The sequence below is a fragment of the Arthrobacter sp. 9V genome, assembly GCF_902506065.1.
Lineage (GTDB): Bacteria > Actinomycetota > Actinomycetes > Actinomycetales > Micrococcaceae > Arthrobacter.
The window spans coordinates 3,304,948-3,328,255 of the sequence record NZ_LR732912.1 but is presented as its reverse complement, the minus strand read 5'-3'; the positions used below and the strand labels follow the sequence as shown (position 1 = coordinate 3,328,255).

Sequence of the window (23,308 nt, the reverse complement as noted above, 5' to 3'; positions counted from 1 at the left end):
CGCGGAGGACCAGTATCGGCCTTCTCACAGCCTCCTCAAAGGCAGTGCAAGGAAATCGGCGCTAAAATAGGATCGGCCCATCGGCCCACTTTTTCGACGGCCATGGAGGGTCATGATCACCACACTTGCAGATCGCATCCGCGGACTTGCCTCACTTTTTTGGCGTGAGGTAGCAAAGTTCGGCGCCGTCGGCGGTGTTGCTTTTGTCATCGACTCGGCGGTTTTCATCTGGCTGTTCTCCGGTCCGATGCACGGCAGCGAAGTGTGGGCCAAGGCCATCGCAACCATTGTTGCAAGTGTCTTCTCCTGGGTTGCAAACCGTTTCTGGACTTTCCGGCACCGCAAACAAGCCAATGTTGTTCGCGAGGCAGTGCTGTTTGCCGTCATGAACCTTGTAGGGCTCCTGATTGCCTCCGGCTGCGTGTGGTTCGCCAAGTACATCCTTGACCTCAACGACAAACCGTCGCTGTTCATTGCCGGCAGCGTTGTGGGCCTTGTCCTGGGGACCATCTTCCGTTTCTTCGCCTACCGCTTCTGGGTGTTCAACGAAGAGCTGGACGCCGAACCCGAGTTCTCGCATGACCACGAGATCATCGAAGTTCACCACAAGGCGAAGGCGGGTTCCGAATCCGGTCCGAACCCTGCAACCGGCGAATTTCCCTCGATCAAAAACCTCTAAAGCCGGTCCGGAATCTCCGGCGTCATCAGCGGCTGACTTAAGAGCGGCTGACGCGTTCGTTATCGAGAAGGTGCTCGGTCACATCGAGGTCCGGGTGCACAAGTACTACGGAGCCGTCCTCTTTCCATGCGCCCAATGAGGCTGCCAGGCATTGCTCCAGGCCCTCGGCCGCACGTACCAGCAGACGGACGCCCGGCTCCTGATCAGCAGCAAAGCCGTCCATGAGTTCTTCATGGGGCAGTCCTGTGGTTCCACGCACCGCGGGCAAGCTCGCCTCAGGTTCGCTATGGGCCATGAAGACATCGCCATGGGAGCGGACTTCCGCCGCATAGTCCACGACGCCGGATGGCAGCTCGCCCGGCCAGCGCATGGCAAGTGCCGCAAGCGGCACGGCGACGATCGCCTCGAAGCCGGCCCCGGCGCCGTCGTCGGGCTTGTCCGTGGCCAGGAGATCCGCTGAGGTGTGATCGAAGACCACCTCCATGCCCAGCTGCCAGGCAGCCAAGGCCCAGACCAAGGACTTCCAATGCGCCGGAAGATCCAGGCGGATGGACATCCCTGGTTCTGCGTCAAGTTCGTCCTGCAGCAGGTTGCTGGTTTTGGCTACCCAGTTGTCCAGGACGCGGCCGGAAAGCTCAACGCGCTCGGAGTCGGGGCCGTACCAAGTGAGTCGTGGTGACGTCGACTGACCGGATCGCAGGGCGGTCATCAGGTTCGCTGCCGGGATGCTCATGCGTCAATCTTGCCACGGCGTTAGGCAGGTTCCTTAGGGCCAGGCATCGTAATTGTGAAATGCGACACACCCGGATTTCTCCAGTCGTTGGCCTCTTGCGGAACCTGATGTCAATTTCCGCGGAAATTCAATGAAAGTTCACCTGAGCCGATCGAGGGCTTCCATTTGGCGCCACGACACGCGGCGGCGCGGTAAGAATGTTGGGCGTGGCGCATCCCACGTTTTTGCAGATTCTTGATTATTATCCCGGCGCGGCTTGACTGGCAGGTAGTTACACGCGTGTAATTAGTAATCAACGCCGCTGCACAGATACCCGGAACGTCATCGGGAATCGGAAACACATCCAAGCAGCAGCTGCAAAATCAGGAGGGACGCCATGGGGCAAGCGTTGCGTATCCAGGAAGATGCAGTCGTCGCAGAACATGCGTCGGTGAAATACCGTTCGCGGGAAGTGCCGGGGGATTGGTACGTTGACCCGGCGGACCCGGAAGCGGCAGACCGATACAACCAGAATGTGCAGCAGTCTTTGGAGGAGCAGGCTACTGCCCTCCTCGCGGCACATGAGGCGTTGATTGGTGATCTGCCCGCTGGGCCGGATGAAGATTTGGACGACCCTCCCATGGAGCTGCGTCGCCCCATTGAGACGCCGGGGCAACCCGTGTGGATCGGACTTCCCCAGGGGGACTTCGATGACGAAGGCGAACTCGGCTGGCAGACTGATGCGCTGTGCGCGCAAACCGATCCCGAAGCCTTCTTTCCTGAAAAGGGCGGGTCAACCAGGGACGCCAAGAAGGTCTGCGGAGCGTGCAACGTCCGCTCACAGTGCTTGGAATATGCTCTCGCCAATGATGAGCGGTTCGGAATTTGGGGCGGACTCTCCGAGCGGGAGCGTCGCCGGCTAAGGAAGCGAGCGGTCTAATTCTCAAGGAAGTGCATGTTACCGCCGTCGTGGTTTCCCACGACGGCGGCAACTACCTGCCCAGGACATTGGCGGCATTGTCGGACCAGACGCGTTCGGCAGATGCCGCCATTGGCGTTGATACAAGCTCCACGGACAACTCGCTGGAGTTGCTCGGCGATGCGCTGGGCCACAACAATGTCACCTCGTTCCATCAAGCAAAGTCCGGGTTCGGGGCAGCCGTCCAAGCCGGCCTGCAGGAGCTCGCCCCCTCACGCGTTACTGCGCAGGAGGCGGCACGGGGTGCCGCACAGGACGGCGAAGGCGGGAAGTCCACCGCGGTCGAATGGATCTGGCTCCTGCATGACGACGCCGCACCTGCGCCTGATGCGCTGGCGGAGCTTCTCCATGCGGTTGAACGCGCGCCCTCTGTAACAGTGGCGGGCTGCAAGCAGCTTGGCTGGGACAACAAGCGGCATCTGGTGGATGTGGGACTCTCCACCAGCCGCTGGGCTGAACGTCTGACGCTGATCGACGCCGACGAAGTGGATCAAGGGCAATACGATGCCCGCACCGACACCTTCGCCGTGAACTCCGCAGGCATGCTCATCCGTCGGGATGTTTGGGAATTGCTGCAGGGTTTTGACCCCGCCCTGCCAGGCAGTGGCGATGACGTGGACTTTTGCTGGCGAAACTGGCTCGCAGGAAATCGTGTCGTCGTAGTCCCGGGAGCACGCATGTTCCATGTGGAACACCGCCCGCATGGTTTGGGCACTTCCTCCGCAGCACGTAAAGCCCAGATGCACATGAGGCTTAAGCACACTCCGTGGTGGAATGTCCCGTTCCAGGCGGTGGGCGCCCTGTTCGGTGCGGTGATCCGGCTCGTGTTGAGCATCCTGGTCAAAGAACCGGGGTATGGCCTCTCGCAGTTCACTGCCACCATCGCTGCCCTGGTCCGGCCTGTCGCCATCACCAGGGGCCGCCGGGTTGCAGCCAGGACCCGCCGGGTACACAGATCGGTGGTGCGCGGGCTGCAAACGCATACGCGGGAGGTGCGCGCCCATCGGCGATCCTTGCTCGAAGCGATCCGCCCCGCCGACGAAACGCAGGCCTTCTCCGATCTTCTTGCCCCCGAACCCAGCGGGGATGCTACCGATGACTTCGCCGCGCTGGCCACCAATGAGCGGGGCTGGGTGGGCACAGGTGCCCTCGCAGCTGCTCTGGTAGCCCTGGCCGCGGCACTCGTAGGACTACTGGGACTACTGGGCTCAGGCACCGTCGCCGGCGGTGGCCTCCTCCCTCTTTCGGTCTCTCCAGGGGAGATATGGGCCAATGCCTCCAGCTGGTGGATCTCCCTGGGCGCAGGTCTGCCAGGGCACGGCGATCCGTTCGGCTACGTGCTGTGGTTGCTTTCACTTTTTGGAGGCGGTGACGGCAACGCCGCAATGGTGTGGTTGCTGATCCTTGCCATGCCGCTGTCCGCACTGGGTGCCTGGTTCGCAGCGGGTGCCCTTACTACCAAACGCCGTTTCCGGCTCGCAGCCGCCTTGGCCTGGTCCGGGGCTCCCGCACTGCTGATCGCCATCAACGAGGGCCGTGCCGGAGCCTTGCTGGCCCATGTCATGATGCCCCTGTTGCTCCTTGCGCTGTTGCGCGCCTCGGGATCCGCGGTAGCCCAAAGCCCGGCGTTGGCGGGCACGCCGCTGAGTCGTCGTCCCGCGTTGATAACCGGTAAGCCGGGCATCAACGGAACACCGTCCTGGACTGCGGCCGCTGCCGCAGGTCTTGCCATGGGCGTTATCACCGCCTCGGCGCCGTCGTTGTTGGGGCCGATCGTCGTTGCGGTGATCCTTGCCGCGGTGGTCCTCGGCCAACGCGGCAAAACCCTGTGGTGGTCGCTCCTGCCAACCGTCGCATTGTTCCTGCCCTATGGAATATCCGTGCTGGACCGGCCGCGCTCGTTGCTGGCCGATCCCGGATTGCCGCTGACGTTCGAAGCAGCTCCGCTGTGGCAGCAGCTTCTGGGCCAACCATTGGCTTTTGATATCGACGGCGGATTGACCGGCTTGGCGATCTTCGGCCCCGGCGCCGCACCGTGGGCTCTGCTTCTTGCTTTGCTCGTCATCGCACCGGTCCTGATCCTCGCTGTCGCCGCCCTGTTCCTGCCTGGTAAACGTGCTGCCCTGGCCCGGGTGTTCTGGCTTGTTGCCCTGGCTATTCTTGCGAGCGGCTGGCTGGTGGGCCACGTAGCCACCGGAGTCAATGGCAACGTCATAGTGGGCCCCTTCACCGGCCCCGCCGTTTCGGCAGCCGGTGTGTTGCTCTTGGGGGCCGCCATTCTTGGTGCGGAAAAGCTCTTTACCGCGCCTCGGAAGAAACCAAAGGCTTCCGGTCGTTCGTTCCCGCTTCGGCGCGTCGCCTCGGCTGTTACCATGGCGCTGCTGGTGGCCGGGCCCCTCGCCGGCATGGCTGCCTGGGCTGCCCAAAATGTTCTCCAACCCACGCCGACAGCCGGATTTGGCGCGGCAGTCGAAGCCGGGGAGCAGTCATTGTCCCTTGGAACCCGCCGCCACGTATGGCCGGTGGATAGGGGCACGTTGCCGGCTACGGCGGTGGATCGTGGAAAGGGACCGGAGCGCACGCGAACACTGGTGATCACCAGTGGTGAGCAGGGCTCGTTCTCATCATCACTCATGCGCGGAGCCGGGACCACCCTGGACAGCTTGTCCACTATTGCCTCGGCACGGACCATCATCGGTGCGCCGGGACGTGAGGAAATCGCGGAAGACGACGCTGCGACTTCATCCTTGCGCCGCGCCGTAGCTACTATCGTGGCTGGCACGGGCGTTGACCCACGCACCGATCTGGAACAGCTTGGCGCAGGATTCGTAGTCCTGAAAGCAGAGGACAACGCCGCGCAACTAACTGCCAGCAGGATCGACGCCGTCCCGGGACTTGTGGCCGTAGGCCAGACTGACGCCGGGTGGTTGTGGCGGGTGACGCCCCGGAACCAGGAGGCCGCTACTGCTGCTGACACTGCACACCGGGTGCGCATCGTGGACTCCCAAGGTGCGCTGGTGAGTACGCTGCCCTCAGAGGAAGTGAACGTGGACGCTACTGTGTCATCGGGGGATGAAGGCCGAAAGATCGTCCTGGCCGAACGCGCCGATCCCGGCTGGACTGCTTGGCTGGACGGACGCCAACTGCAGGCCACAACATCCGGTTGGTCGCAGGCCTTTGAGCTACCGGCCAGCGGCGGCGATGTTGAAATCCGCTACACCAACCCTTGGGCTCTGTGGTTCGGGATATTGCAGGCGGTGGTGATCGGACTGACGGTTCTCTTGGCAGTGCCGATGCCCGCACGCCGCAGCCGAACCGGCATGTCGAGGGACGAAGTCTCCCTCCGTAAGGAGTACAGCAGTGTCTGAGGACCAGAAAAATCCGTCCGGCAATAGCACCGGGGCCATCGAACCAACGAAGTCCCGAAGCTCGACCACCCGCAGTTCCGGCACCCGCAGCTCCGGCACCCGCAGTTCCAATAAGGGAGTCATCACCGGCGTCCTCTCAGCCGTGGTCATCCTTGCGGCGGGCGGAGGCGCAGTGGCGGCGACGTCCATGGTCCCCGAACCTTCCGGGGGGACCACCATGGACATCCGCCAGGCTGACGTACCTGCCGGCCGCGCTTTGGGCGTTTGTCCCGAACCTGCCCGGCTTGTCAACGGAACGGTGGTGGGCACGGATGCTGATTTCAGCCCGGTATCCACCACTGCCACGAGCGCCCTGAACGCAGTGGTGTTGAGCAACCCGGCCGGAACGGTGCCAGGGAGCAACGTGGCGTCGCTGACAGGTGAGGCCATGGCGCGGATTGCTGAAACTCCCACCAGTTCGCCTACGCCCACCGTTGGCCCGCCGGTACTTGCGGCGGGCGTCGCGTCCATCAGCCCTGTGCCTTCCACGGCTGTAGTGGGCGCCGATGCCGTTGGAAACGAGCAAGCGTCGCTGGCCGCCAACCTCAGTTACTCGGCCACCGACGGCGATCTCCGGGGTTTGGCGTCAACTCAATGCCAGCCCCCTGGTAACGACGCCTGGGTGCTGGGTGCAAACACTGCCGTGGGACGCACAGCGGTTCTGAACGTGAGCAACGCCTCCGAAACCCCGGCCACGGTGAACTTGGAATTGTATGGAGACGCGGGACAAATCCAGGCGCCCGGCGCGCGTGGTCTCCTGGTGGCTCCCGGCACCACCCGTTCGGTAAACCTGGCCGGGCTGGCCCCCGGCGAATCGCAGCTTGCAGTACATGTGCGCAGCACGGGCGGGCCGGTTGCAGCCACCATCCAGCAAAGCGTTTTGCGTGGCATCGCTCCCGGCGGTGTGGAGTATCTCTCGCCCGGGGCAGGGCCATCGAACCTGCAGGTGATGTCCGGCGTCGATATCCAGGACCCGGCTGGGGTTAAGGCTCTGGCCGCCAAGTCAGGTTTTGCCGATGCTGTCCCCGCTTTGCAGATCGCCGTACCGGGTTCCACCGACGCCGTGGTGCAAGTCAGCCTTTATGGTGCCAACGGTGAACGCAAGATTCCCAACGGGGGAGTGGTGACGGTCAAAGGCGGGACCGTGGCAACCCTGAACCTGGATGGCGTTCCGGCGGGCAGTTACACGGTAAGAGCCAGCTCCGATGTTTCGTTCCTGGCCTCTTCGAGGGTAACCCGCGGCGCGAAGGCCGAAGATGCGACCGACTTTGCGTGGTCACCGTCCTCGGCCCGCCTCGGCAGCCAGCACTTGGTGGCCATTCCCCGGCAGGGCCAGAGGTTCTTGAGCCTCGGTGTCCCCGAGGGGCGCGGCACGGTCAGCTATGCGCCGGTGACTGCCGACGGCAAGGTAGGCAAGGCCGTTGACGTGGACATGTCCGGCGGGACCACCTCCATGATCGAGCTACCGGAGAAGTCCGGCGGCTCGGTAGTGGCCGGCTACGTGGTGTCCGCTTCGGGTGACCCTGTGTACGGCGCACTGGTCCTCGGAAAGCAAGGCCGCACAGACGTTTCGGTGGTGGCAATTCAGGATGCAGCAGCCGGGCTTCAGAAGGTCCCTGTCTCTGTTGGCTACTAATCACGCCCGGAGCCGCGTGGGATTACACGACTATTGGTATCGACGCCGGTAGACGGGGTCCAGTGTCTCAGGTGGCACGCCGAGCATCTCGGCTGTGTACTCCACCACTACGTCATGGACGAGGTCCTGCAGTTCTTCCCGGGTGGAGACGCCCTGCTCCACCACGCGGCGGTAGACCGTGATCATGGGTGCCTCACCGCGGCCACCGGGAGTGTAGGAGCCCAAGGGGGCTTGGTTTCCCGTGGCAACGAGCTGCTCAAGGTTGGGCGGAATTTCGTCGACGGCAAATAAAACGCCGTCCAGTTGTTTGCCCCACATGTCCTGGAGGCGCTCCGCGGAGTCCAGCACCATGTCATCAAAACGCTCTGCGCGGGTGCGGAATCCCGGGAGGTTGGGGAGCATCAGTTCTCCCCGCAGTCCCCGTCCGTGCCGGTTGCGCCGGCGTCGGCGGAATCCCCGCGCTTCCGAACCGGCGTGTTCCTGGGCCTGATCGCCATCGGCGTCAGTCCACCGGATATTGAACCCGGGAACATGTGGCTGTGACTGCATATATCGACTTTAGTCCCGAGGAACCGCCAGCGCGACCTCACGGCTTGTACCGCGCCGCGTCCGTTGATAGTACGGAGCGTTGTTACGTGATGCCCGGCAGACATGGTGAGGCACGGACGATCAATGCGCAATGTACGTGCCTGATGGCGCTAATCTGGGATGTTGTGGGTGCCATTCGTCAGTGTTCAAGATCAGCTTGCCGCCAGTCCGCGGTGGCCACTTTGACGTACGTGTACGCAGAGTCAACCGCAGTCCTGGGGCCTCTGGCCACGTACGCGGAACCGCATGCCTATGATCTTTGCTCGCAGCATGCAGAGTCCTTGACCGTTCCGCGTGGCTGGGAAGTGCTGCGCCTGGCCATGCCCACAACGCCGCAGGAGCCGGGCCCGGATGATTTGCTGGCGCTTGCAAACGCGGTCCGGGAGGCGGCCTCGGCCCCCACGGAAACTCCTGCCCGGCAAAGCCACGCCCAAATGGAGCCGCCCGCCGGCGCCGAAGGCACCCGCCGTGGGCACTTGCGTATCCTCCGCGAACCGTCCTGAACCGGCCGCTGCCAACGCCGTGATCCTGCCCCGCGGTGGTAATTCGTCGTCCGGATCAAAACACGATCTCCCTGCGCGGTAGTCTGGAATCTGCAGATATATCCGCCAGCGGCGCCGTGCCGGCGCCACCCAGGGAGCATCATTCATGCCAAAGGTCAGTCCTGAACTGTTGTCCATCCTGCGCTGCCCCGTGACGGGTTCACCGCTGGTCCAGGAGGGCGATGAGTTGGTTTCCACCGATTCCGCTGCGGACGGCGAAAAGCTCCGCTACACCATTGAGGACGGCATCCCGTTGCTCCTGCCACCGGAACTGCTGGCCGCCGCCAACGCGGCAACCTCAGGCCAGCACGACTCCAAGGCCTGACGCGCCTTCTTCCACCACATCCGCACGGTACCCCTAAGGACTTTCATGACTTTTGACTTCAAAGTGGCTGACATCACTCTCGCGGAGGCCGGCCGCCATCAGATCCGGCTCGCCGAGCACGAGATGCCGGGCCTCATGTCGCTCCGCGCTGAGTTCGGTGCATCGCAGCCCCTCAAGGGTGCAAGGATCGCCGGGTCCCTGCACATGACGGTCCAAACCGCGGTGCTCATTGAAACCCTCACTGCCTTGGGCGCGGAAGTTCGCTGGGCCTCCTGCAACATCTTCTCCACCCAGGACGAAGCCGCTGCCGCCGTCGTTGTTGGCAAGGGCACCCCGGAGGACCCGCAGGGTGTCCCGGTTTTCGCTTGGAAGGGCGAAACCCTCGAGGAATACTGGTGGACTGCGGAGCAGATCCTCACCTGGCCCGGCGCTGATGCCAACCCGGAGTTGGGCCCCAACATGATTCTCGACGACGGCGGCGACGCCACGCTGCTGCTGCACAAGGGCGTCGACTTCGAAGCCGCAGGGGCAGTACCCGCCGCTACCGAGGATGATCCGGAGGAGTACGTCCTTATTCTTGACCTCCTGCGCCGGACCCTTGCCGCTGATCCGCAGAAGTGGACCCGCCTGGCCGCCCGCATTGAGGGCGTCACCGAGGAAACCACCACCGGTGTGCACCGCCTATACCAGCTCGCCGAGCAGGGCAAGCTGTTGTTCCCGGCCATCAACGTCAACGACTCCGTCACCAAGAGCAAGTTCGACAACAAGTACGGCATCCGCCACTCCCTGCCGGACGGCATCAACAGGGCAACGGACGTCCTCATGGGCGGCAAAGTTGCAGTTGTGTGCGGCTACGGTGACGTCGGCAAGGGTGCCGCTGAGGCGCTCCGTGGCCAGGGCTCAAGGGTCATTGTCACCGAAATCGACCCCATTTGTGCCCTCCAGGCCGCCATGGACGGCCACCAGGTAGCAAAGCTGGAGACGGTACTCGCCCAGGGTGACATCTTCATCACCACCACAGGCAACAAGGACGTCATCATGGCCGAGCACATGCTGGGCATGAAGAACAAGGCAATTGTTGGCAACATCGGGCACTTCGACAACGAAATCGACATCGCCGGGCTTGCAAAGATTCCCGGCGTCAAGAAGGTCGAGATCAAGCCGCAGGTCCACGAATGGGTGTTTGAGGCCGGCACGGATTCGGAGCGGTCCATCATTGTGCTGTCCGAGGGCCGCTTGCTGAACCTGGGCAACGCCACGGGCCACCCGTCGTTCGTGATGAGCAACTCTTTCGCCAACCAGACCATTGCGCAGATCGAGCTCTGGACCAAGAAGGATCAGCCGGCCGGTGAGCGCGAGTACAGGAACCAGGTCTACGTCCTCCCCAAGATCCTTGATGAGAAGGTTGCACGCCTCCACCTGGATGCTTTGGGCGTGGAGCTGACGGAATTGAGCAAGGACCAGGCTGATTACCTGGACCTGGACGTTGCCGGCCCCTACAAGCCGGAGCACTACCGCTACTAGGCTGCACTTGTACCAAGTGTCCTGGCTGCCTGCTTCGGCGGTACCCAAATCGATGGCGAAAGGCCGGCCACGCAACCAGCGTGGCCGGCCTTTCGGCTAGAATTGAGTGTTCAGTAGTGCTTGCGGGGGACAGGATGACGGGAACCATGACGGAAGTCGCCACACGGAAAAAGGGCAAGATCCTTGCCATCATTGGAGTCTGCGCAGCTATTGTGGTGGGCGGAATCGGCGTGGTCACCGTGCCGGGACTTCTGGCGGGTTCTCCCCGGGAAGCGGCCGTCGCGCCGTCGCCTGCTCCCACGGTGGAGGCCAAACCCGTGGAGTTGGGCATCACCCCGCTGGATGGCGCTGTGGAATGGAATCCCGTGGTTGGCCCACAGATCAAGGCCGTCAATGGCAAGGTGAAGGACGTCATGCTGACGCCTGTCACCGGCGGGGTCTCCGTGCAGGGCAAGACCAGCCCTGACGGCAGCACCTGGACCACCCTGGAAGTCCTGAAATTCAAAACCCAATACAACTTCGCCTTTACCGTGGTGGACACAGCGGGCAAAGAGATCAGGAAGTCCCAAACCTTCACAACTGTTTCCGCAGCATATGAGGCAGATGCGTCCATCTACCCCCGCCACGGCACCACCGCAGGCTCCGGGCAGCCCATTGAAATCAACTTCAGCGAGCCCGTCGTAGACAAGGTGGCCATGGAGAAGCGGGTGGCCATCACCGTTTCGTCGGGCCAGCCTGTGGCTTGGCACTGGTACTCGGACAAGAAGGTCAGAATCCGTCCCGAGGCCTTCTGGGCTTCCGGCACCACGGTCACCGTGGACATGAAGCTTTTGGGTGTGGACTTCGGTAACAAGATGATCGGCAATGCCGACGTAGTTTCGACCTTCACCACTGGCCCCCAGCGCGTGGCGGTGGTGGATGACACCACCAAGACCATGAACGTGTATTCCGATGGGCAGCTGGTCCACACGGCGCCAGTATCGCTAGGGGGCGAGGACTGGCTCTCACCCACAGGATATGCCGTGATCCTGGAGCAGGAGCGCAAATCCAACTTCAACGCCGGCAGCATTGGCCTGAAACCCGGTGACAAGGGGTACTACGCTCCGATGGTGGTGGATTATGCAAACCGCCTGACGTGGTCCGGCGTGTACGTTCACCAAGCACTCGAAGCGGCGTGGGGGGCCATCGGCCGGGTGAATGTCTCTCACGGCTGCGTTGGCCTGCTGCCTGCGGACGCTGAATGGTTCTTCAACAACATGAAGACCGGAGACGTTGTCCAGATCCTCAACACCGGAGCGCCGGCAGTGGAACCGTTGGAAGGCTTCGGCGACTGGAACATCCCCTGGGCGAGCTACGCTCAGCGCTAGTGATGCTGCTAGGATCGCCGCAGTGATTCTTTCCTGCGCGCTTTGACCCATTTCTTCAGTGCTGACACCATGTTGGCCCTGCTTTTCGTGCTGCCTTCAACGGTGATCACGGGTGTCCCTCCGGGGAACCCGCTCACGGGTTCCCCGGCTCTTTCCCCCGGACCCTTTTTCTTCACCTGGAGCATGCATGACCATTTCACCAAACCTCAGCCCGGATTGCGGCAACTGCTTTGCCCTTTGCTGTACGGCACTAGGGTTCTCCCGATCTGCTGACTTCGCGATCGACAAGCCTGCCGCTTCGCCGTGCCCGAACATGGCGGGCGACTTTTCCTGCACCATCCACCAAAGCCTGCGGCCCAGAGGCTTCAGCGGTTGCACGGTTTTTGATTGTTTCGGCGCCGGCCAAGTGGTGTCCCAACAGACGTTCTCAGGAATCAGTTGGACCCAGGACCCGAGCTCAATGTCCTCGATGTTCGCCGTCTTCAAAATAGTCAGGCAACTCCATGAGATGCTCTGGTATCTGGCCGAAGCCGGGGAACGGACTTTCGATCCCGACCTCGCAGCTGCGGCGGACCAACTCTCCGAGGGCATAGCAGCCGCCGCCCAAGGAGACGCGGCCACCGTCCTTGCCGCCGACGTCGTCTCACTCCACGGCGAGGTCAGGGCGCTGCTGATGGAGGTTAGCGATGAAGTCCGCGCCTCCTACGGCGCCGAAGACCAGCAGACCGTCGACGGCGGCGTCCGGGCGGGTGCCGACCTCGTGGGCGCCAACCTTGCCAATCGCCGCCTCTGCGGCGCAGACCTCCGCAGTGCCTACCTGATCGGCGCCAACTTACGCGGAAGCGACCTCACAGCGGCAGACCTTTTGGGCGCTGACCTGCGAGGAGCACAGCTTCAAGGAGCCGACCTGTCCAAAGCGCTCTACCTGACCCAACCGCAGATCAACGCCGCCGAAGGCGCCCCCACCACCCTTATCCCAACAAGACTCACAAGTCCGGCTCACTGGTAGTAGCCCAGATCTGACAACGACGGACGGCCGGCGTCCGGCAGCCTGCGTCTAAGCGAGGAACGAGCGAGCAGGCAGAGGACGGCGGCCGCCCGGCGTCAGCCGGCAGCGGGGCGCTAACTATCAGTGAACGGCAGCTTCCTGAGTCGCTCACCTATGGTGGCGTTCCGCTGTTCCGCCTGCCTGAGCCGGACGAGTTCGCGGTTGCGGCGTTCCCCGAGGACTGCACCTATGTAGTCTTCGGGGATGGTGCCGGCGGGCGGGGGCGGGGCAACGTATCTTGCCAGTTCGGATGCGAGGGAGGCGGCCATGTTCACGCGCGAGGCCGGCGCCATGAGGTAGGCCTGCTGCACGAAGGTCCCTGCGCGTCGGGCGGTGGCGTCCGGTACCCTGCCGATGTCCGCCATGGCCACCCAGGATTGCAGGTGATGCGGGGTTACGGGCATGATCCGGGGCTTTGAGGGTACGCGTTGGCGGAGTGAGTAGGTGCCTGCAACGATGTCGCCGAGGCGCTTGGATTTGTCGTTGAAGAGCGCAACGCCGATTGCCAGGCCACCGAAGGTCATGTAGATCTCCAGGAATCCGAGGAGCCCGCGGATGAGGGCGTGCCGGAAGCGGATGGACCCGCCGTCGTCGCGGACTATGCGTAGCCCTGTTGCGAGCTTTCCCAGCGACCGCCCGCGGGTCAGTGTCTCCACTGTGACGGGCACGATGACCACGGAGAACACTACGCTGCTGAGGATCAGTGCTTGTATGGCGGCGTCGTCAAGATCCCGGGATGCTGCGGTGATGAGGATGATCAGGAGTATTGCGAGGACCACCTGGGAGATGACATCGATAATGAGGCCCAGGGCCCGTGCGGCGAAGGACGCGGGGCGAAGCTCGAGGACTACGGCCTCGCCTGTGATGATTGAACTCATGCCCGCCCCCAAGTTTTGCCAATACTGCGGGCGCTTTGAGCGCCTGCACCATCGAGTCTAGCGGCGGGGCTGACTGCACGGTGGATACAGGCGCTAGGGTGGTGCCGTGGACATTGATGCCTTCTCGGCCGTACATGGGGACAAATGGTCGCGGCTTCATTTCCTGGCGCATAAGCGCAGGCTTGACGGGGCCGAGGCGGACGAACTTCTGCGCCTTTACCAGACCGTGTCCGGGCATCTTTCCTTGATCCGTTCCGTGGCACCGGAGACGGGACTGTCGTCGTCTTTGTCCGCAGCGCTGGCTCAGGCCCGGACTCGTTTCACCGGGGCGCGCTCGAACTTCATGGAGGATCTGGCGCGGTTCTTCGTGATCTCCCTTCCCGCAGCGTTTTACCGGATCCGGTGGTTGACCGTGTGGTGCGGGCTCGCCTTTGTGCTGGTGGCTGGTGCTTATGCTTTGTGGATTGGCACTTCACCGGAGGCATTGAGGGCTGTGGCCTCCAGCGATGCAAGGGTGCAGCAGTACGTGGAGGAAGACTTCATCGACTATTACTCGGAGAATCCCGCGGCTTCCTTCGCCGGAGCGGTTTGGACGAACAACGCCTGGATTTCTGCCCAGGCGGTGGCTTTCGGCGTCACGGGGTTTTGGGTGCCCTTCATCCTGTTCATGAATGCGCAGGGACTGGGAATCGCTGCCGGGCTCTTCCTTGCAACCGGGAAGATGGATATCTTCTTCAGCTACATCCTTCCGCACGGTCTCATGGAGCTCACTGCGGTCTTCATCGCATGTGCTGCGGGGCTCAAGATTTTTTGGGCCATGGTGCGGCCCGGACCGAGGACCAGGTTGCAGGCTGTGGCTGACGAGGGCCGTTCGCTGATCACCATTGCCATGGGGTTGGTGCTTGTCCTGCTCGTCTCGGGCATGGTTGAAGGTTTTGTCACGCCGAGCTTGCTGCCTGTGTGGGCCAAGATCACTATCGGCGCGTTGGTTCTGGCCGGTTATTGGCTTTACACCCTGGTTCTTGGCGGGAGGGCAGTCCGGGCGGGCGTCACGGGAGATATGGACGCCAACGACGCCGGTTACCGCAGCATCGCGGCCTAGAGCTTACAGTTACGTTTCAATCTGCTCGAAGCCGGGGTGGCACCGCGTGTCTGTGTAATGCCGGGCGGTAGGCTCGAATGCAGACAAGAGAGCCGGCAGCAAGCAATCGCCGGTGGATGCCTACGGAAGTGAACCCGCTGTGAGCGACAAGAGCCCAAAACCACAAGAACCGGACACGGACGTCCACGAGGACCCCAACGAGCCGGCCTTCGACTGGATGAAGCCGAAAACGTCCAGTGGCGCTACCGAGGCTGCTCCTGCAGCCACTGCAGGAGCCACGCCCGTCACAGCAAAGGCTTCAGCCACTCCGTCAACTGCGACGCCGGCCAGCGGACAGCCCGGGAGCCGGGCGGACCGCAAAGCCGCTGAGGCCGCAGACGCTGGTACTGAAACGCCGTTGTTCGCCGACACCCTTGCGGAGGCTTCCACCACCAACGCGCCTTCGCACTACTCGGAACCTTTGCCGACGTCGGCCCTTCAGATCCGTCCACCGGATGATGAAGTGGCGCGACGAAATGCCGAACGCGAGCAAGCTGCAAAGGTGAAGCCGATCGGACCTCGGATTTTCCAGGTGCTGTTGGCCGTTTTCTACCCCGTAATTCTGCTGGTGCTCGCAGTCCGGGCCGTCACCAGCCCTTTGTTCCTGTGGGTGGAGTACAACCGTCCGGGTTTCCCGGGCGATGGATACGGCTTCAGCACTGACGATCGCATGACGTACGGCTCTTACGCGGTGGACTACCTCAGCAACTGGGCGGGGCCCCGCTATCTGGGAGGCTTGGTCAACCAGGACGGCGAGAAGCTCTTCACGGACAGCGAAGTTTCCCATATGGCCGACGTGAAGCTGGTGATCTTGTCCGCCTTCGGGGCAGGGCTCCTGCTCATCATCCTGAGCATTATCGCCATCCTGTATCTGCGTAAGCGAAGCAACGGCGGGATCCGGCGGGGTCTCTTTGCCGGATCAATCGTCACGCTGGTCATCATCATTGGCCTCACGGTTCTGGCGGCCTTGAGCTGGCAGCAGTTCTTCACCGAGTTCCACCGGATCTTCTTTGCCAATGGAACATGGACCTTCTCGCTGGAAGACACTTTGATCCGGCTCTTCCCGGGCCAGTTCTGGATTGATGCGGGCATTGTCATCGGCGCCCTGGTGTTCCTGGCAGCAACTTTGACGTTCATCCTCACGTGGCCCACCAAACGGCGGCGTGGTGTGGCGTCCCGGCAGGAGGAAGAAAACGAGAACGCAGCTGCTTCAAACGAAGAATCTGAGGTTCCCGACCTTCCGAAGGAAACAACAGAGGCCACGCGCCAGAGGTAAGCGGCGCCAAGTGTGCCTAAGGCCGCCTGGATGGTGCCGCTACTTCCGGTACAGCTTTTCCACGGCCCCTGAGAAGTCGTTGAGCACCGCGGCCCGCTTCAGTTTGAGCGAGGGCGTCAGGTGTCCGGACTCGACGGTGAGGTCCGCGGTGATAAAACCGAACTTCTTGATGGATTCGGCGGCGGAGACCAGCTTGTTGGCCTCGTCCACTGCAGACTGAATGGCGGCCTTTACCCGGTCATCGCCAGCGGCTTCTTCGGCCGTCATGGCGCCCATTTTGTTCTCCGCACACCAGTCGGCAAGCCCTTCAGGGTCCAAGCCGAGCAGCGCGGCGACGAACGGCCGGCCGTCACCCACCACCACGGCCTGCCCCACCAACGGGTGTTCGCGGAGTTTCTCCTCCAAGGGAGCCGGTGCCACGTTCTTGCCTCCCGCCGTCACCAAGAGGTCTTTCTTTCGGCCGGTGATGGTGAGGAAGCCGTCCGAGTCGAGTTCGCCGAGATCACCGGTACGGAAGAAGCCGTCAACAAAGGCGGCCCGGGTAGCCTCGTCATTGTTGTGGTACCCCTTGAAGACGCCGATGCCCTTGACCAACACCTCCCCGTCCCGGGCCACCCGAATGGTGGTTCCCGGCAGGGGTATCCCCACCGTGCCGATGCGGGTCATGCCGGGTGTGTTGACCGTGCAGGGCGCGGTGGTCTCCGTCAAGCCGTAGCCCTCAAGGACAGGAACGCCCGCGCCATGGAAAAAGTGGTTGTCCCGGAGGCTGAGGGGACTGGCGCCGGAAACCGTGAAACCCACCTCTCCGCCGAACAGCTCCCTCACTTTGGGGTAGAGGAGCTTGTTGAACGTGGAATGCTTCAGGCTCAGAAGCCAACCCGGACCCGACCCCTCGCCGCGGGCGGCGAGGTCTACCGCCGTCGAATATTGAACAGCGGTTGCTGAAGCCGCGGAGAAGAGGGCTGACTTGCCGCCCATTGCCGCTTTGTGGCTGGCGCCGGCGTAGACCTTCTCGAAAATGCGGGGCACGGCCAGCAGGAAAGTGGGCTTGAAAGAGCCCAGGTCGGCCATGAGCCCACTGGCACCGGCACTATGCCCCAGAGTGATGCCCGCGCTCATGCAGACAACCTGGACTGCCCGGGCGAGGACGTGTGCCAAGGGCAGGAACATCAGTGTCCGCGCGCCATGCTGCATGAGGAGTTCGGGGAGGAACGGGATGACGTTTCGTGCCACGAGGACAAAGTTGCCGTGGGTGATTTGGCAGCCCTTGGGTTTGCCCGTTGTCCCGGAGGTGTAGACGATTGAGGCGACGCTGGCCAGGTTCGCGGCACTGCGCTGGCGCTCCAGTTCGGTGTCCATGATGCCGACCCCGACGGCGGACACGCTGGTCAGGTTGGGCGCGTCGCCGTCGTGCTCCATTCGAATGATGATCACAGGGTCCTCGCCCAGAACGGGGGAGCGTTCCACCAATTCATGAACGAGATGGGCTTTGTCAGTGTCTTCCACAAAGACTCGCCTGGCACCGGAATCGGCGAGGATCCATTCGATCTGGCTTGCCGAGGACGTCTCGTAAATGGGCACGGTGACTCCGCCGGCCATCCAAATGGCGAAGTCCACCAGTGTCCATTCAAAACTTGAGCGGGACAGCACAGCCACAGGATCGCCAGGGTTTAGCCCGCCTGCGATCAGGCCTTTGGCCAAGGCCGTGACGTCTGCCAGGAACCTCGCCGCGGAGACGTTCAACCAGCCGTTGGCCGTCTTGTGGGCGTACAGGTTACCGAAGGGATCCTTGTGGCAGCGTTCCAGGAGGAGGTCCGTCACGTTGGTGTTCGGGTCCGCCTCGACCAGAAGTTCCGTGCTTGCTTCCCTCACTGTTTGCCTCCTCCTAGATCCACGATGGCATCCACATTCTCATCCGCCACTCCTGGTAGCTGATGACTTCGGCGGTGAGCACCGGATAGAAGAATGCCGTGGCCAGGACGGCCAACACCACCACAAGACCCACTATGTAGAGGCCGGATCGTCGCCGCCATATGGGGTCTGTGCTGCGCCCCAGAACCAGCCCCAGCACATATGTCGGGCCCAGAACGAGGAACGGCTCGAAGGACACGGCGTAGAAAATGAACATGGTACGTTCCGGGTACATGAACCACGGAAGGTATCCGGCGGCCACCCCGGCGAGGATGGCACCGGCGCGCCAGTCGCGGCGGCCGGCCCACCAGAACAACAGGATGACCAAAGCGATGGTTCCGCCCCACCAGACCACCGGATTCCCTACCGGCAGAATGGCCGAAGAACACGTCTCAACGATGCAGCCAGGGGTGCCCTGTTTGGGGGACTGGTAGTAGAACGAGGTGGGGCGGCCCATGATCAGCCACGTCCAGGGGCTGGACTCATACGGATGGTCCGAGCTGAGGCCCTGATGGAATTTGTAAGCTTCAAGGTGGTAATGCGCCAGGGAACGTACGGAATTGGGCAGCCAATCCCAGCCGGGTGCAGGGTTGGTGGCGGCCCATTGCCGGTAGTAGGCGTCCTTGGAAAGGAACCATCCCGTCCACGTGGCCACGTAGGTGACCGCAGCGATGGGAATGATGGTGACGAAGGCGGGCAGGCCGTCCTTGATGATGCCGGCGCTGAACCAGCTGCGGATTCCTGCAATGCGCCGGGCGTTCAGATCCCACAAAACGGTCATGATCCCGAAGGCCGCCACGAAGAACAGCGCCGACCATTTTGTCCCCACAGCGAGGCCGAGGCAAAGACCTGCAACCAAGCGCCACCACCGCATGCCAAGCCAAGGGCCTGTTACCAGTTGGGTGGGTTTGGGGCGGCTTCCCGGTGAAGCAGCCGCTTGCGCGGCGAGCCGGGAAGCCAGACGACGGCGGCCGTCGTCGCGGTCCATCAGCAAGGCGCCGAAAGCGGCCAGAATCCAGAAGGCCAGGAAGATGTCCAACAAGGACGTCCGGGAGAGCACCAGGTGATGGCCGTCAATGGCCAGCAGAAGTCCGGCAACGGCACCGAGAGTATGCGAGCGGAACAGCTTCAGGGCGATAAGTGAAACAAGGAAGACCGTCAGTGTGCCAACCAATGCTGCACTGAATCGCCATCCAAAGGGGTTGTCTCCACCGAACAACCACATTCCGAAGGCAATCATCCACTTGCCCACCGGCGGGTGGACAACGTACTCAGGAGTATTGAGGAGGACGTTCGGGTTGCCTGCGACGAAGGAATCATTGGCATTTGCTGGCCAACTGCGTTCATAGCCGCTCACCACATAGGAGTAAGCGTCCTTGACGTAGTACGTCTCATCGAAGACCAGGCTGCGCGGGGTATCCAGCCGGAAAAAGCGGAGAATGCCGCCCACCACGGCAGTGAGGGCGGGGATCAGCCAGAACCACAAGCGCAAGGATGCCGGGTAGTCCCGCCAGCTTTGGATTCCGCCGATCAGACGTTCCTTCAACGCCCGGGCAGTGTAGGCCTCGGACGGCCGTGCGATCCAGCGGTGCCCCTCAAGGCTTCGGCTGGACAAGAAACGACCGGGCACGCCGCTGCCGGGCAGGTGCTCCCTTGTGCTGGCCCGTGAGGAGCCTGCGGACTGCTGTCTCTCCGGCTGCCCGCTGCTTTCCTCCACTGTTGTGTCTTCGGGTTCCGGAGTCGCCGGGGTCGCTTGCGGCGCTGCCGGGGGTCCGGAAGCGGTGGAAGGAACGGGCGACTGGTTCACCCGCCCATGCTACCTTTCCATCCTTGCTGTATCCCTGAACCCCGCGGCTGCATCCTTGAACCCCGCGCGGCATTAGGCTTGGCAGGTGGACGAACAACGCGGCACCCCTGACGAAGCTCCCTTTGACGACTACCTGGAAGAGGCAGCTTCTGCTTCAGGGTCGACTCCCGGCGTCGGCAGGATTGTCCTTGCGGCAACGCCGATCGGCAACGTCGGCGATGCTTCCGCGCGCTTGGTCGAACTCCTTGGGACCTCGGACATCGTGGCCGCAGAGGACACCCGGCGTCTGCACCGGCTTGTCACCGCCCTCGGCGTTGAGGTCACCGGCCGCGTCATCAGCTACCACGAGCACAATGAAGTAGCCAAGACCGGCGAACTGCTGGACCACGTGCGCGCCGGCAAGACCATCCTGATGGTCAGCGACGCCGGAATGCCGGCGGTTTCAGACCCCGGATTCCGTTTGGTGGAAGGCGCGGTGGCGGCCGGGCTGACAGTAACCGCGGTTCCCGGCCCCTCTGCAGTGTTGACGGCGCTGGCACTGTCCGGTTTGCCAACCGACCGTTTCTGTTTTGAAGGATTCCTGCCGCGAAAGTCGGGGGATCGGAACTCACGTTTGGCGGATTTGGCTGACGAACGCCGCACCATGGTCTTCTTCGAGGCCCCCCACAGGCTTGAAGTGATGTTGCGGGCACTTCATGAGCGTTTTGGGGCCGAGCGCCGCGTTGCAGTGTGCCGTGAGCTGACCAAGACGTACGAAGAGGTCATCCGGGGCACCTTGCGTGAACTTCTGGAGTGGGCCGAGAACAACGAGGTCCGCGGCGAAATCGCAGTGGTAGTGGGCGGTGCACCCGAACAGGAACCCGGCAAGCCGGAGGACCACGTGGCAGCGGTCAATGAGCTTATTTCCCAAGGCATCCGATTGAAGGAGGCCGTGGCAGCAGTTGCCGAGGACGCCCGCGTCAGCAAGCGGGAGCTCTACTCGGCGGTTCTCGCAGCACGCTGACACGCGCTGTGCACCTGCACAAATCGGCGGCCACGTGGCAGTGCGTGAAGGCGTAGACACTGCTTCTCGCGGGGCAGTACGGTGGCAGTAATTCACGCCGCTTCCGGCAACGAACCCCAGTGGTGCAATTCTCCAAAGCACCCAAGACGAAGGAGTCGCCATGACTGTCACGGTTGAACGCGAAAGCGAACTGCTGGCTTCCGTCCCTACCGGCCTGCTGATCAACGGTCAGTGGCGCCCGGCCGGTTCCGGAAAGACCTTTGATGTTGAGGACCCGGCAACGGGCAAGGTCCTGCTCAGCATCTCCGACGCCGGTGCTGAAGACGGCGCTGCCGCCCTCGACGCCGCTGCTGCCGCCCAGGCTGATTGGGCCCGCACGGCGCCCCGCGAACGCGGCGAGATCCTGCGCCGTGCCTTCGAACTGGTCACCGAGCGCGCCGAAGACTTCGCACTGCTGATGACCCTGGAAATGGGCAAGCCCCTGGCCGAAGCCCGTGGTGAAGTGACCTACGGTGCCGAGTTCCTGCGCTGGTTCTCCGAAGAAGCAGTCCGTGTCTCCGGCCGCTACTCCGCAGCACCGGATGGCAAGAACCGCCTCCTGGTGCAGAAGAAGCCGGTTGGCCCGTGTCTGCTGATCACCCCGTGGAACTTCCCGTTGGCCATGGCCACCCGCAAGGTAGCCCCCGCGGTGGCTGCCGGTTGCACCATGGTGCTCAAGCCCGCCAACCTGACCCCGCTGACCAGCCTGCTGTTCGCACAGGTCATGCAGGAAGCCGGCCTGCCCGCCGGTGTCCTGAACGTCATCCAGACCTCCACCGCCGGCGCAGTCACGGGTCCGCTGATCAAGGATGACCGTCTCCGCAAGATCTCCTTCACCGGCTCCACCCCGGTGGGCCAGGCCCTGATCCGTGAAGCCGCGGACAAGGTCCTGCGCACCTCCATGGAACTGGGCGGCAACGCACCGTTCGTGGTCTTCGAAGACGCTGACCTGGACAAGGCAGTCGAAGGCGCCATCGCGGCCAAGATGCGCAACATGGGCGAGGCCTGCACCGCAGCAAACCGCTTCATTGTGCACGAGTCCGTGGCTGACTCCTTTGCCGAGAAGTTCGCCGCCAAGATCGGTGCCCTCACCACTGCCCGCGGTACCGAGCCCGAGTCCAAGGTTGGCCCGCTGATTGACGGCAAGGCCCGCGATGGCGTTCACGCCCTGGTTTCCGAAGCCGTAGCAGGAGGTGCCACAGCCGTCACCGGTGGTGCCGCCGTCGAGGGTCCCGGCTACTTCTACCAGCCCACCGTGCTGAAGAACGTTGCCGCCGATGCCCGCATCCTGCAGGAAGAGATCTTTGGCCCGGTAGCGCCGATCATCACCTTCTCCACCGAAGACGACGCCGTTCGCCTGGCCAACAACACCGAATACGGTCTGGTGGCTTACGTCTTCACCAAGGACCTGAACCGTGGCCTGCGCATCAGCGAAAAAATTGAGACCGGCATGCTCGGCCTCAACGCCGGTGTGATCTCCAACGCAGCTGCACCGTTCGGTGGCGTCAAGCAGTCCGGCCTGGGCCGTGAAGGCGGCTCCGAAGGCATCGAAGAGTACCTCTACACCCAGTACGTAGGTATCGCGGACCCGTACGCCGACTAATACTGCTCTTTCCACCAAGGAGCCCGGTCCACCGCTCTCGCAACAAGAACGGTTGACAAACGCAGGGGCCCGGCCCCGGAACCACAAGTTCCGGCGTCGGGCCCTTGCTGTCTGTACGTCAAAGGGCTGTCTGAACTTCAAGCGGCGGTGCTGAACCCGCGGTGCTGAACCCGCCGTGCTGAACCCGCCGTGCTCACCTAGCGGCGTTGGGGGAGCAGGCCCTTAAGCCTTCGCCAGGACAATGCGATGCCCCGCCCGGTCGCCTTGCCGAACCTTCCAACAACCCGGAACGGCGCGCCCAGGGCATGGACCCAGCGGCGCATCATCGACGGCGGCAACCAGTCAGCGCGGAAGCGCACCAACCAGCGGGCATTGTTGCGCAACGACTCGCGGACGACGGCGATGCGTGCGGCGGCGGCCGGGGCCGAGGTCGCCACACGGCCGTAACGTTGCCGTTCGAAGTCCGAGGTGAGGGAAGCCACTGCCTCATGCGCGGCGTCGTCGAGTCCTCCGGCGACGCCAAGGGCGACGCCAAGAGCGGAACTGGCGCGGAGCCTGGCGGAGAAGTTTCTTGGGGTCTCGCTGGGGGTGGCGGGCACGCCGTAATCCGTAGCGAGATCCTGCAACTCGGCCCATGCCAGTTCAGGGGCCGGATCGGCGGGGCCCGAGGGGTGGGTACCGTTCGGAGGCTTTTGGTTGAGCCGGCGTCGCCGGAGAACCGTCCTGCTCAGCCTTGGCGACCACAGGAATCCGGCCAGCAACAAGGCCCCGGCTGCGGCAGCGCCGATGGCCGGCCACGGGTTTACCGAGGCGGATCCTGCCGCCGGTGTATCAAGCCCGGGG

General features: G+C 63.1%; 19 protein-coding genes. 13 read left to right on the top strand and 6 right to left on the bottom strand.

Translation table 11 applies throughout. The features are described 5' to 3' along the window. Positions 1-112: 112 nt before the first annotated feature. Positions 113-679: a GtrA family protein gene (locus BACI9J_RS15210; protein ID WP_159735116.1), complete on the top strand. Its 567-nt coding sequence runs from the start codon at positions 113-115 to the stop codon at positions 677-679. A 37-nt stretch (positions 680-716) separates the two neighbouring features. On the opposite strand, the gene BACI9J_RS15205 is transcribed toward BACI9J_RS15210, so the two are convergent. Then, complete coding sequence (locus BACI9J_RS15205) at positions 717-1,412, bottom strand: TIGR03089 family protein (RefSeq protein ID WP_159735115.1); 696 nt, start codon at positions 1,410-1,412, stop codon at positions 717-719. Positions 1,413-1,788: 376 nt separating this feature from the next. Between BACI9J_RS15205 and BACI9J_RS15200 the strand changes: the two genes are divergently transcribed. From BACI9J_RS15200 to BACI9J_RS15190, 3 genes are read left to right on the top strand one after another with little or no spacing between them, the layout of a single operon-like run. Further along, positions 1,789-2,331 (top strand): WhiB family transcriptional regulator, encoded by a 543-nt coding sequence (locus BACI9J_RS15200; protein ID WP_159735114.1) that lies wholly within the window; start codon positions 1,789-1,791, stop codon positions 2,329-2,331. An 11-nt stretch (positions 2,332-2,342) separates the two neighbouring features. Next, complete coding sequence (locus tag BACI9J_RS15195; protein WP_159735113.1) at positions 2,343-5,738, top strand: glycosyltransferase family 2 protein; 3,396 nt, start codon at positions 2,343-2,345, stop codon at positions 5,736-5,738. Continuing rightward, positions 5,731-7,413, top strand: coding sequence for a DUF5719 family protein (locus BACI9J_RS15190; protein WP_159735112.1), 1,683 nt, complete (start codon positions 5,731-5,733; stop codon positions 7,411-7,413). The genes BACI9J_RS15195 and BACI9J_RS15190 overlap by 8 nt, the downstream gene beginning before the upstream one ends. Positions 7,414-7,443: 30 nt before the next feature. Here BACI9J_RS15190 and BACI9J_RS15185 read toward each other — a convergent pair whose 3' ends face one another. Beyond that, entirely contained in the window at positions 7,444-7,962 is a 519-nt protein-coding gene (locus BACI9J_RS15185) for a metallopeptidase family protein (protein ID WP_159735111.1), read from the bottom strand. A gap of 143 nt (positions 7,963-8,105) precedes the next feature. Between BACI9J_RS15185 and BACI9J_RS15180 the strand changes: the two genes are divergently transcribed. From BACI9J_RS15180 to BACI9J_RS15160, 5 genes are all read left to right on the top strand, one after another. Beyond that, positions 8,106-8,504: a DUF3499 domain-containing protein gene (locus tag BACI9J_RS15180; protein WP_159735110.1), complete on the top strand. Its 399-nt coding sequence runs from the start codon at positions 8,106-8,108 to the stop codon at positions 8,502-8,504. 145 nt (positions 8,505-8,649) lie between these two features. Then, positions 8,650-8,868: a Trm112 family protein gene (locus BACI9J_RS15175; RefSeq protein WP_159735109.1), complete on the top strand. Its 219-nt coding sequence runs from the start codon at positions 8,650-8,652 to the stop codon at positions 8,866-8,868. 45 nt (positions 8,869-8,913) lie between these two features. Then, complete coding sequence (gene ahcY / locus BACI9J_RS15170; protein WP_159735108.1) at positions 8,914-10,392, top strand: adenosylhomocysteinase; 1,479 nt, start codon at positions 8,914-8,916, stop codon at positions 10,390-10,392. 146 nt (positions 10,393-10,538) lie between these two features. Further along, a complete protein-coding gene (locus tag BACI9J_RS15165; protein ID WP_236558707.1) occupies positions 10,539-11,759 on the top strand; it encodes a L,D-transpeptidase in 1,221 nt (406 codons plus the stop codon). A 187-nt stretch (positions 11,760-11,946) separates the two neighbouring features. Further along, the gene (locus BACI9J_RS15160; protein WP_159735106.1) at positions 11,947-12,768 is read left to right on the top strand and encodes a pentapeptide repeat-containing protein; all 822 of its coding nucleotides are present in this window, start codon (positions 11,947-11,949) and stop codon (positions 12,766-12,768) included. Positions 12,769-12,881: 113 nt separating this feature from the next. Here BACI9J_RS15160 and BACI9J_RS15155 read toward each other — a convergent pair whose 3' ends face one another. Then, on the bottom strand, positions 12,882-13,685 hold the full coding sequence (locus BACI9J_RS15155) for an RDD family protein (RefSeq protein WP_159735105.1): 804 nt from the start codon (positions 13,683-13,685) through the stop codon (positions 12,882-12,884). A 106-nt stretch (positions 13,686-13,791) separates the two neighbouring features. Here BACI9J_RS15155 and BACI9J_RS15150 point away from each other — a divergent pair, with 106 nt between their 5' ends. Together BACI9J_RS15150 and BACI9J_RS15145 are read left to right on the top strand one after the other, a co-directional pair. Next, positions 13,792-14,787, top strand: coding sequence for a stage II sporulation protein M (locus BACI9J_RS15150; RefSeq protein WP_159735104.1), 996 nt, complete (start codon positions 13,792-13,794; stop codon positions 14,785-14,787). A 139-nt stretch (positions 14,788-14,926) separates the two neighbouring features. Beyond that, the gene (locus BACI9J_RS15145) at positions 14,927-16,102 is read left to right on the top strand and encodes a TIGR01906 family membrane protein (protein ID WP_236558706.1); all 1,176 of its coding nucleotides are present in this window, start codon (positions 14,927-14,929) and stop codon (positions 16,100-16,102) included. Positions 16,103-16,141: 39 nt separating this feature from the next. On the opposite strand, the gene BACI9J_RS15140 is transcribed toward BACI9J_RS15145, so the two are convergent. Together BACI9J_RS15140 and BACI9J_RS15135 are read right to left on the bottom strand one after the other, a co-directional pair. After that, positions 16,142-17,974: an AMP-dependent synthetase/ligase gene (locus BACI9J_RS15140; protein ID WP_159735103.1), complete on the bottom strand. Its 1,833-nt coding sequence runs from the start codon at positions 17,972-17,974 to the stop codon at positions 16,142-16,144. A 13-nt stretch (positions 17,975-17,987) separates the two neighbouring features. Further along, positions 17,988-19,820: a dolichyl-phosphate-mannose--protein mannosyltransferase gene (locus tag BACI9J_RS15135; RefSeq protein WP_159735102.1), complete on the bottom strand. Its 1,833-nt coding sequence runs from the start codon at positions 19,818-19,820 to the stop codon at positions 17,988-17,990. A 133-nt stretch (positions 19,821-19,953) separates the two neighbouring features. On the opposite strand from BACI9J_RS15135, the gene rsmI reads away from it, so the two are divergent. Both rsmI and BACI9J_RS15125 read left to right on the top strand, forming a co-directional pair. Beyond that, positions 19,954-20,823, top strand: a complete 870-nt coding sequence (gene rsmI / locus BACI9J_RS15130; protein ID WP_159736491.1) for a 16S rRNA (cytidine(1402)-2'-O)-methyltransferase — start codon at positions 19,954-19,956, stop codon at positions 20,821-20,823. Between the two features lie 160 nt (positions 20,824-20,983). Continuing rightward, positions 20,984-22,465 (top strand): NAD-dependent succinate-semialdehyde dehydrogenase, encoded by a 1,482-nt coding sequence (locus BACI9J_RS15125; protein ID WP_159735101.1) that lies wholly within the window; start codon positions 20,984-20,986, stop codon positions 22,463-22,465. A gap of 197 nt (positions 22,466-22,662) precedes the next feature. Here BACI9J_RS15125 and BACI9J_RS24375 read toward each other — a convergent pair. Next, the coding region (locus BACI9J_RS24375) for a DUF4129 domain-containing protein (protein WP_236558705.1) at positions 22,663-23,308 on the bottom strand (646 nt) is incomplete at its 5' end.

Coding starts and splice junctions, on each gene's coding strand:
- BACI9J_RS15155 (WP_159735105.1), bottom strand. CDS start 13,685: ATGAGTTCAATCATCACAGGCGAGGCCGTAGTCCTCGAGCTTCGCCCC.
- BACI9J_RS15185 (WP_159735111.1), bottom strand. CDS start 7,962: ATGCAGTCACAGCCACATGTTCCCGGGTTCAATATCCGGTGGACTGAC.
- ahcY (WP_159735108.1), top strand. CDS start 8,914: ATGACTTTTGACTTCAAAGTGGCTGACATCACTCTCGCGGAGGCCGGC.
- BACI9J_RS15205 (WP_159735115.1), bottom strand. CDS start 1,412: ATGAGCATCCCGGCAGCGAACCTGATGACCGCCCTGCGATCCGGTCAG.
- BACI9J_RS15175 (WP_159735109.1), top strand. CDS start 8,650: ATGCCAAAGGTCAGTCCTGAACTGTTGTCCATCCTGCGCTGCCCCGTG.
- BACI9J_RS15160 (WP_159735106.1), top strand. CDS start 11,947: ATGACCATTTCACCAAACCTCAGCCCGGATTGCGGCAACTGCTTTGCC.
- BACI9J_RS15200 (WP_159735114.1), top strand. CDS start 1,789: ATGGGGCAAGCGTTGCGTATCCAGGAAGATGCAGTCGTCGCAGAACAT.
- BACI9J_RS15165 (WP_236558707.1), top strand. CDS start 10,539: ATGACGGAAGTCGCCACACGGAAAAAGGGCAAGATCCTTGCCATCATT.
- BACI9J_RS15180 (WP_159735110.1), top strand. CDS start 8,106: ATGGCGCTAATCTGGGATGTTGTGGGTGCCATTCGTCAGTGTTCAAGA.
- BACI9J_RS15125 (WP_159735101.1), top strand. CDS start 20,984: ATGACTGTCACGGTTGAACGCGAAAGCGAACTGCTGGCTTCCGTCCCT.
- BACI9J_RS15210 (WP_159735116.1), top strand. CDS start 113: ATGATCACCACACTTGCAGATCGCATCCGCGGACTTGCCTCACTTTTT.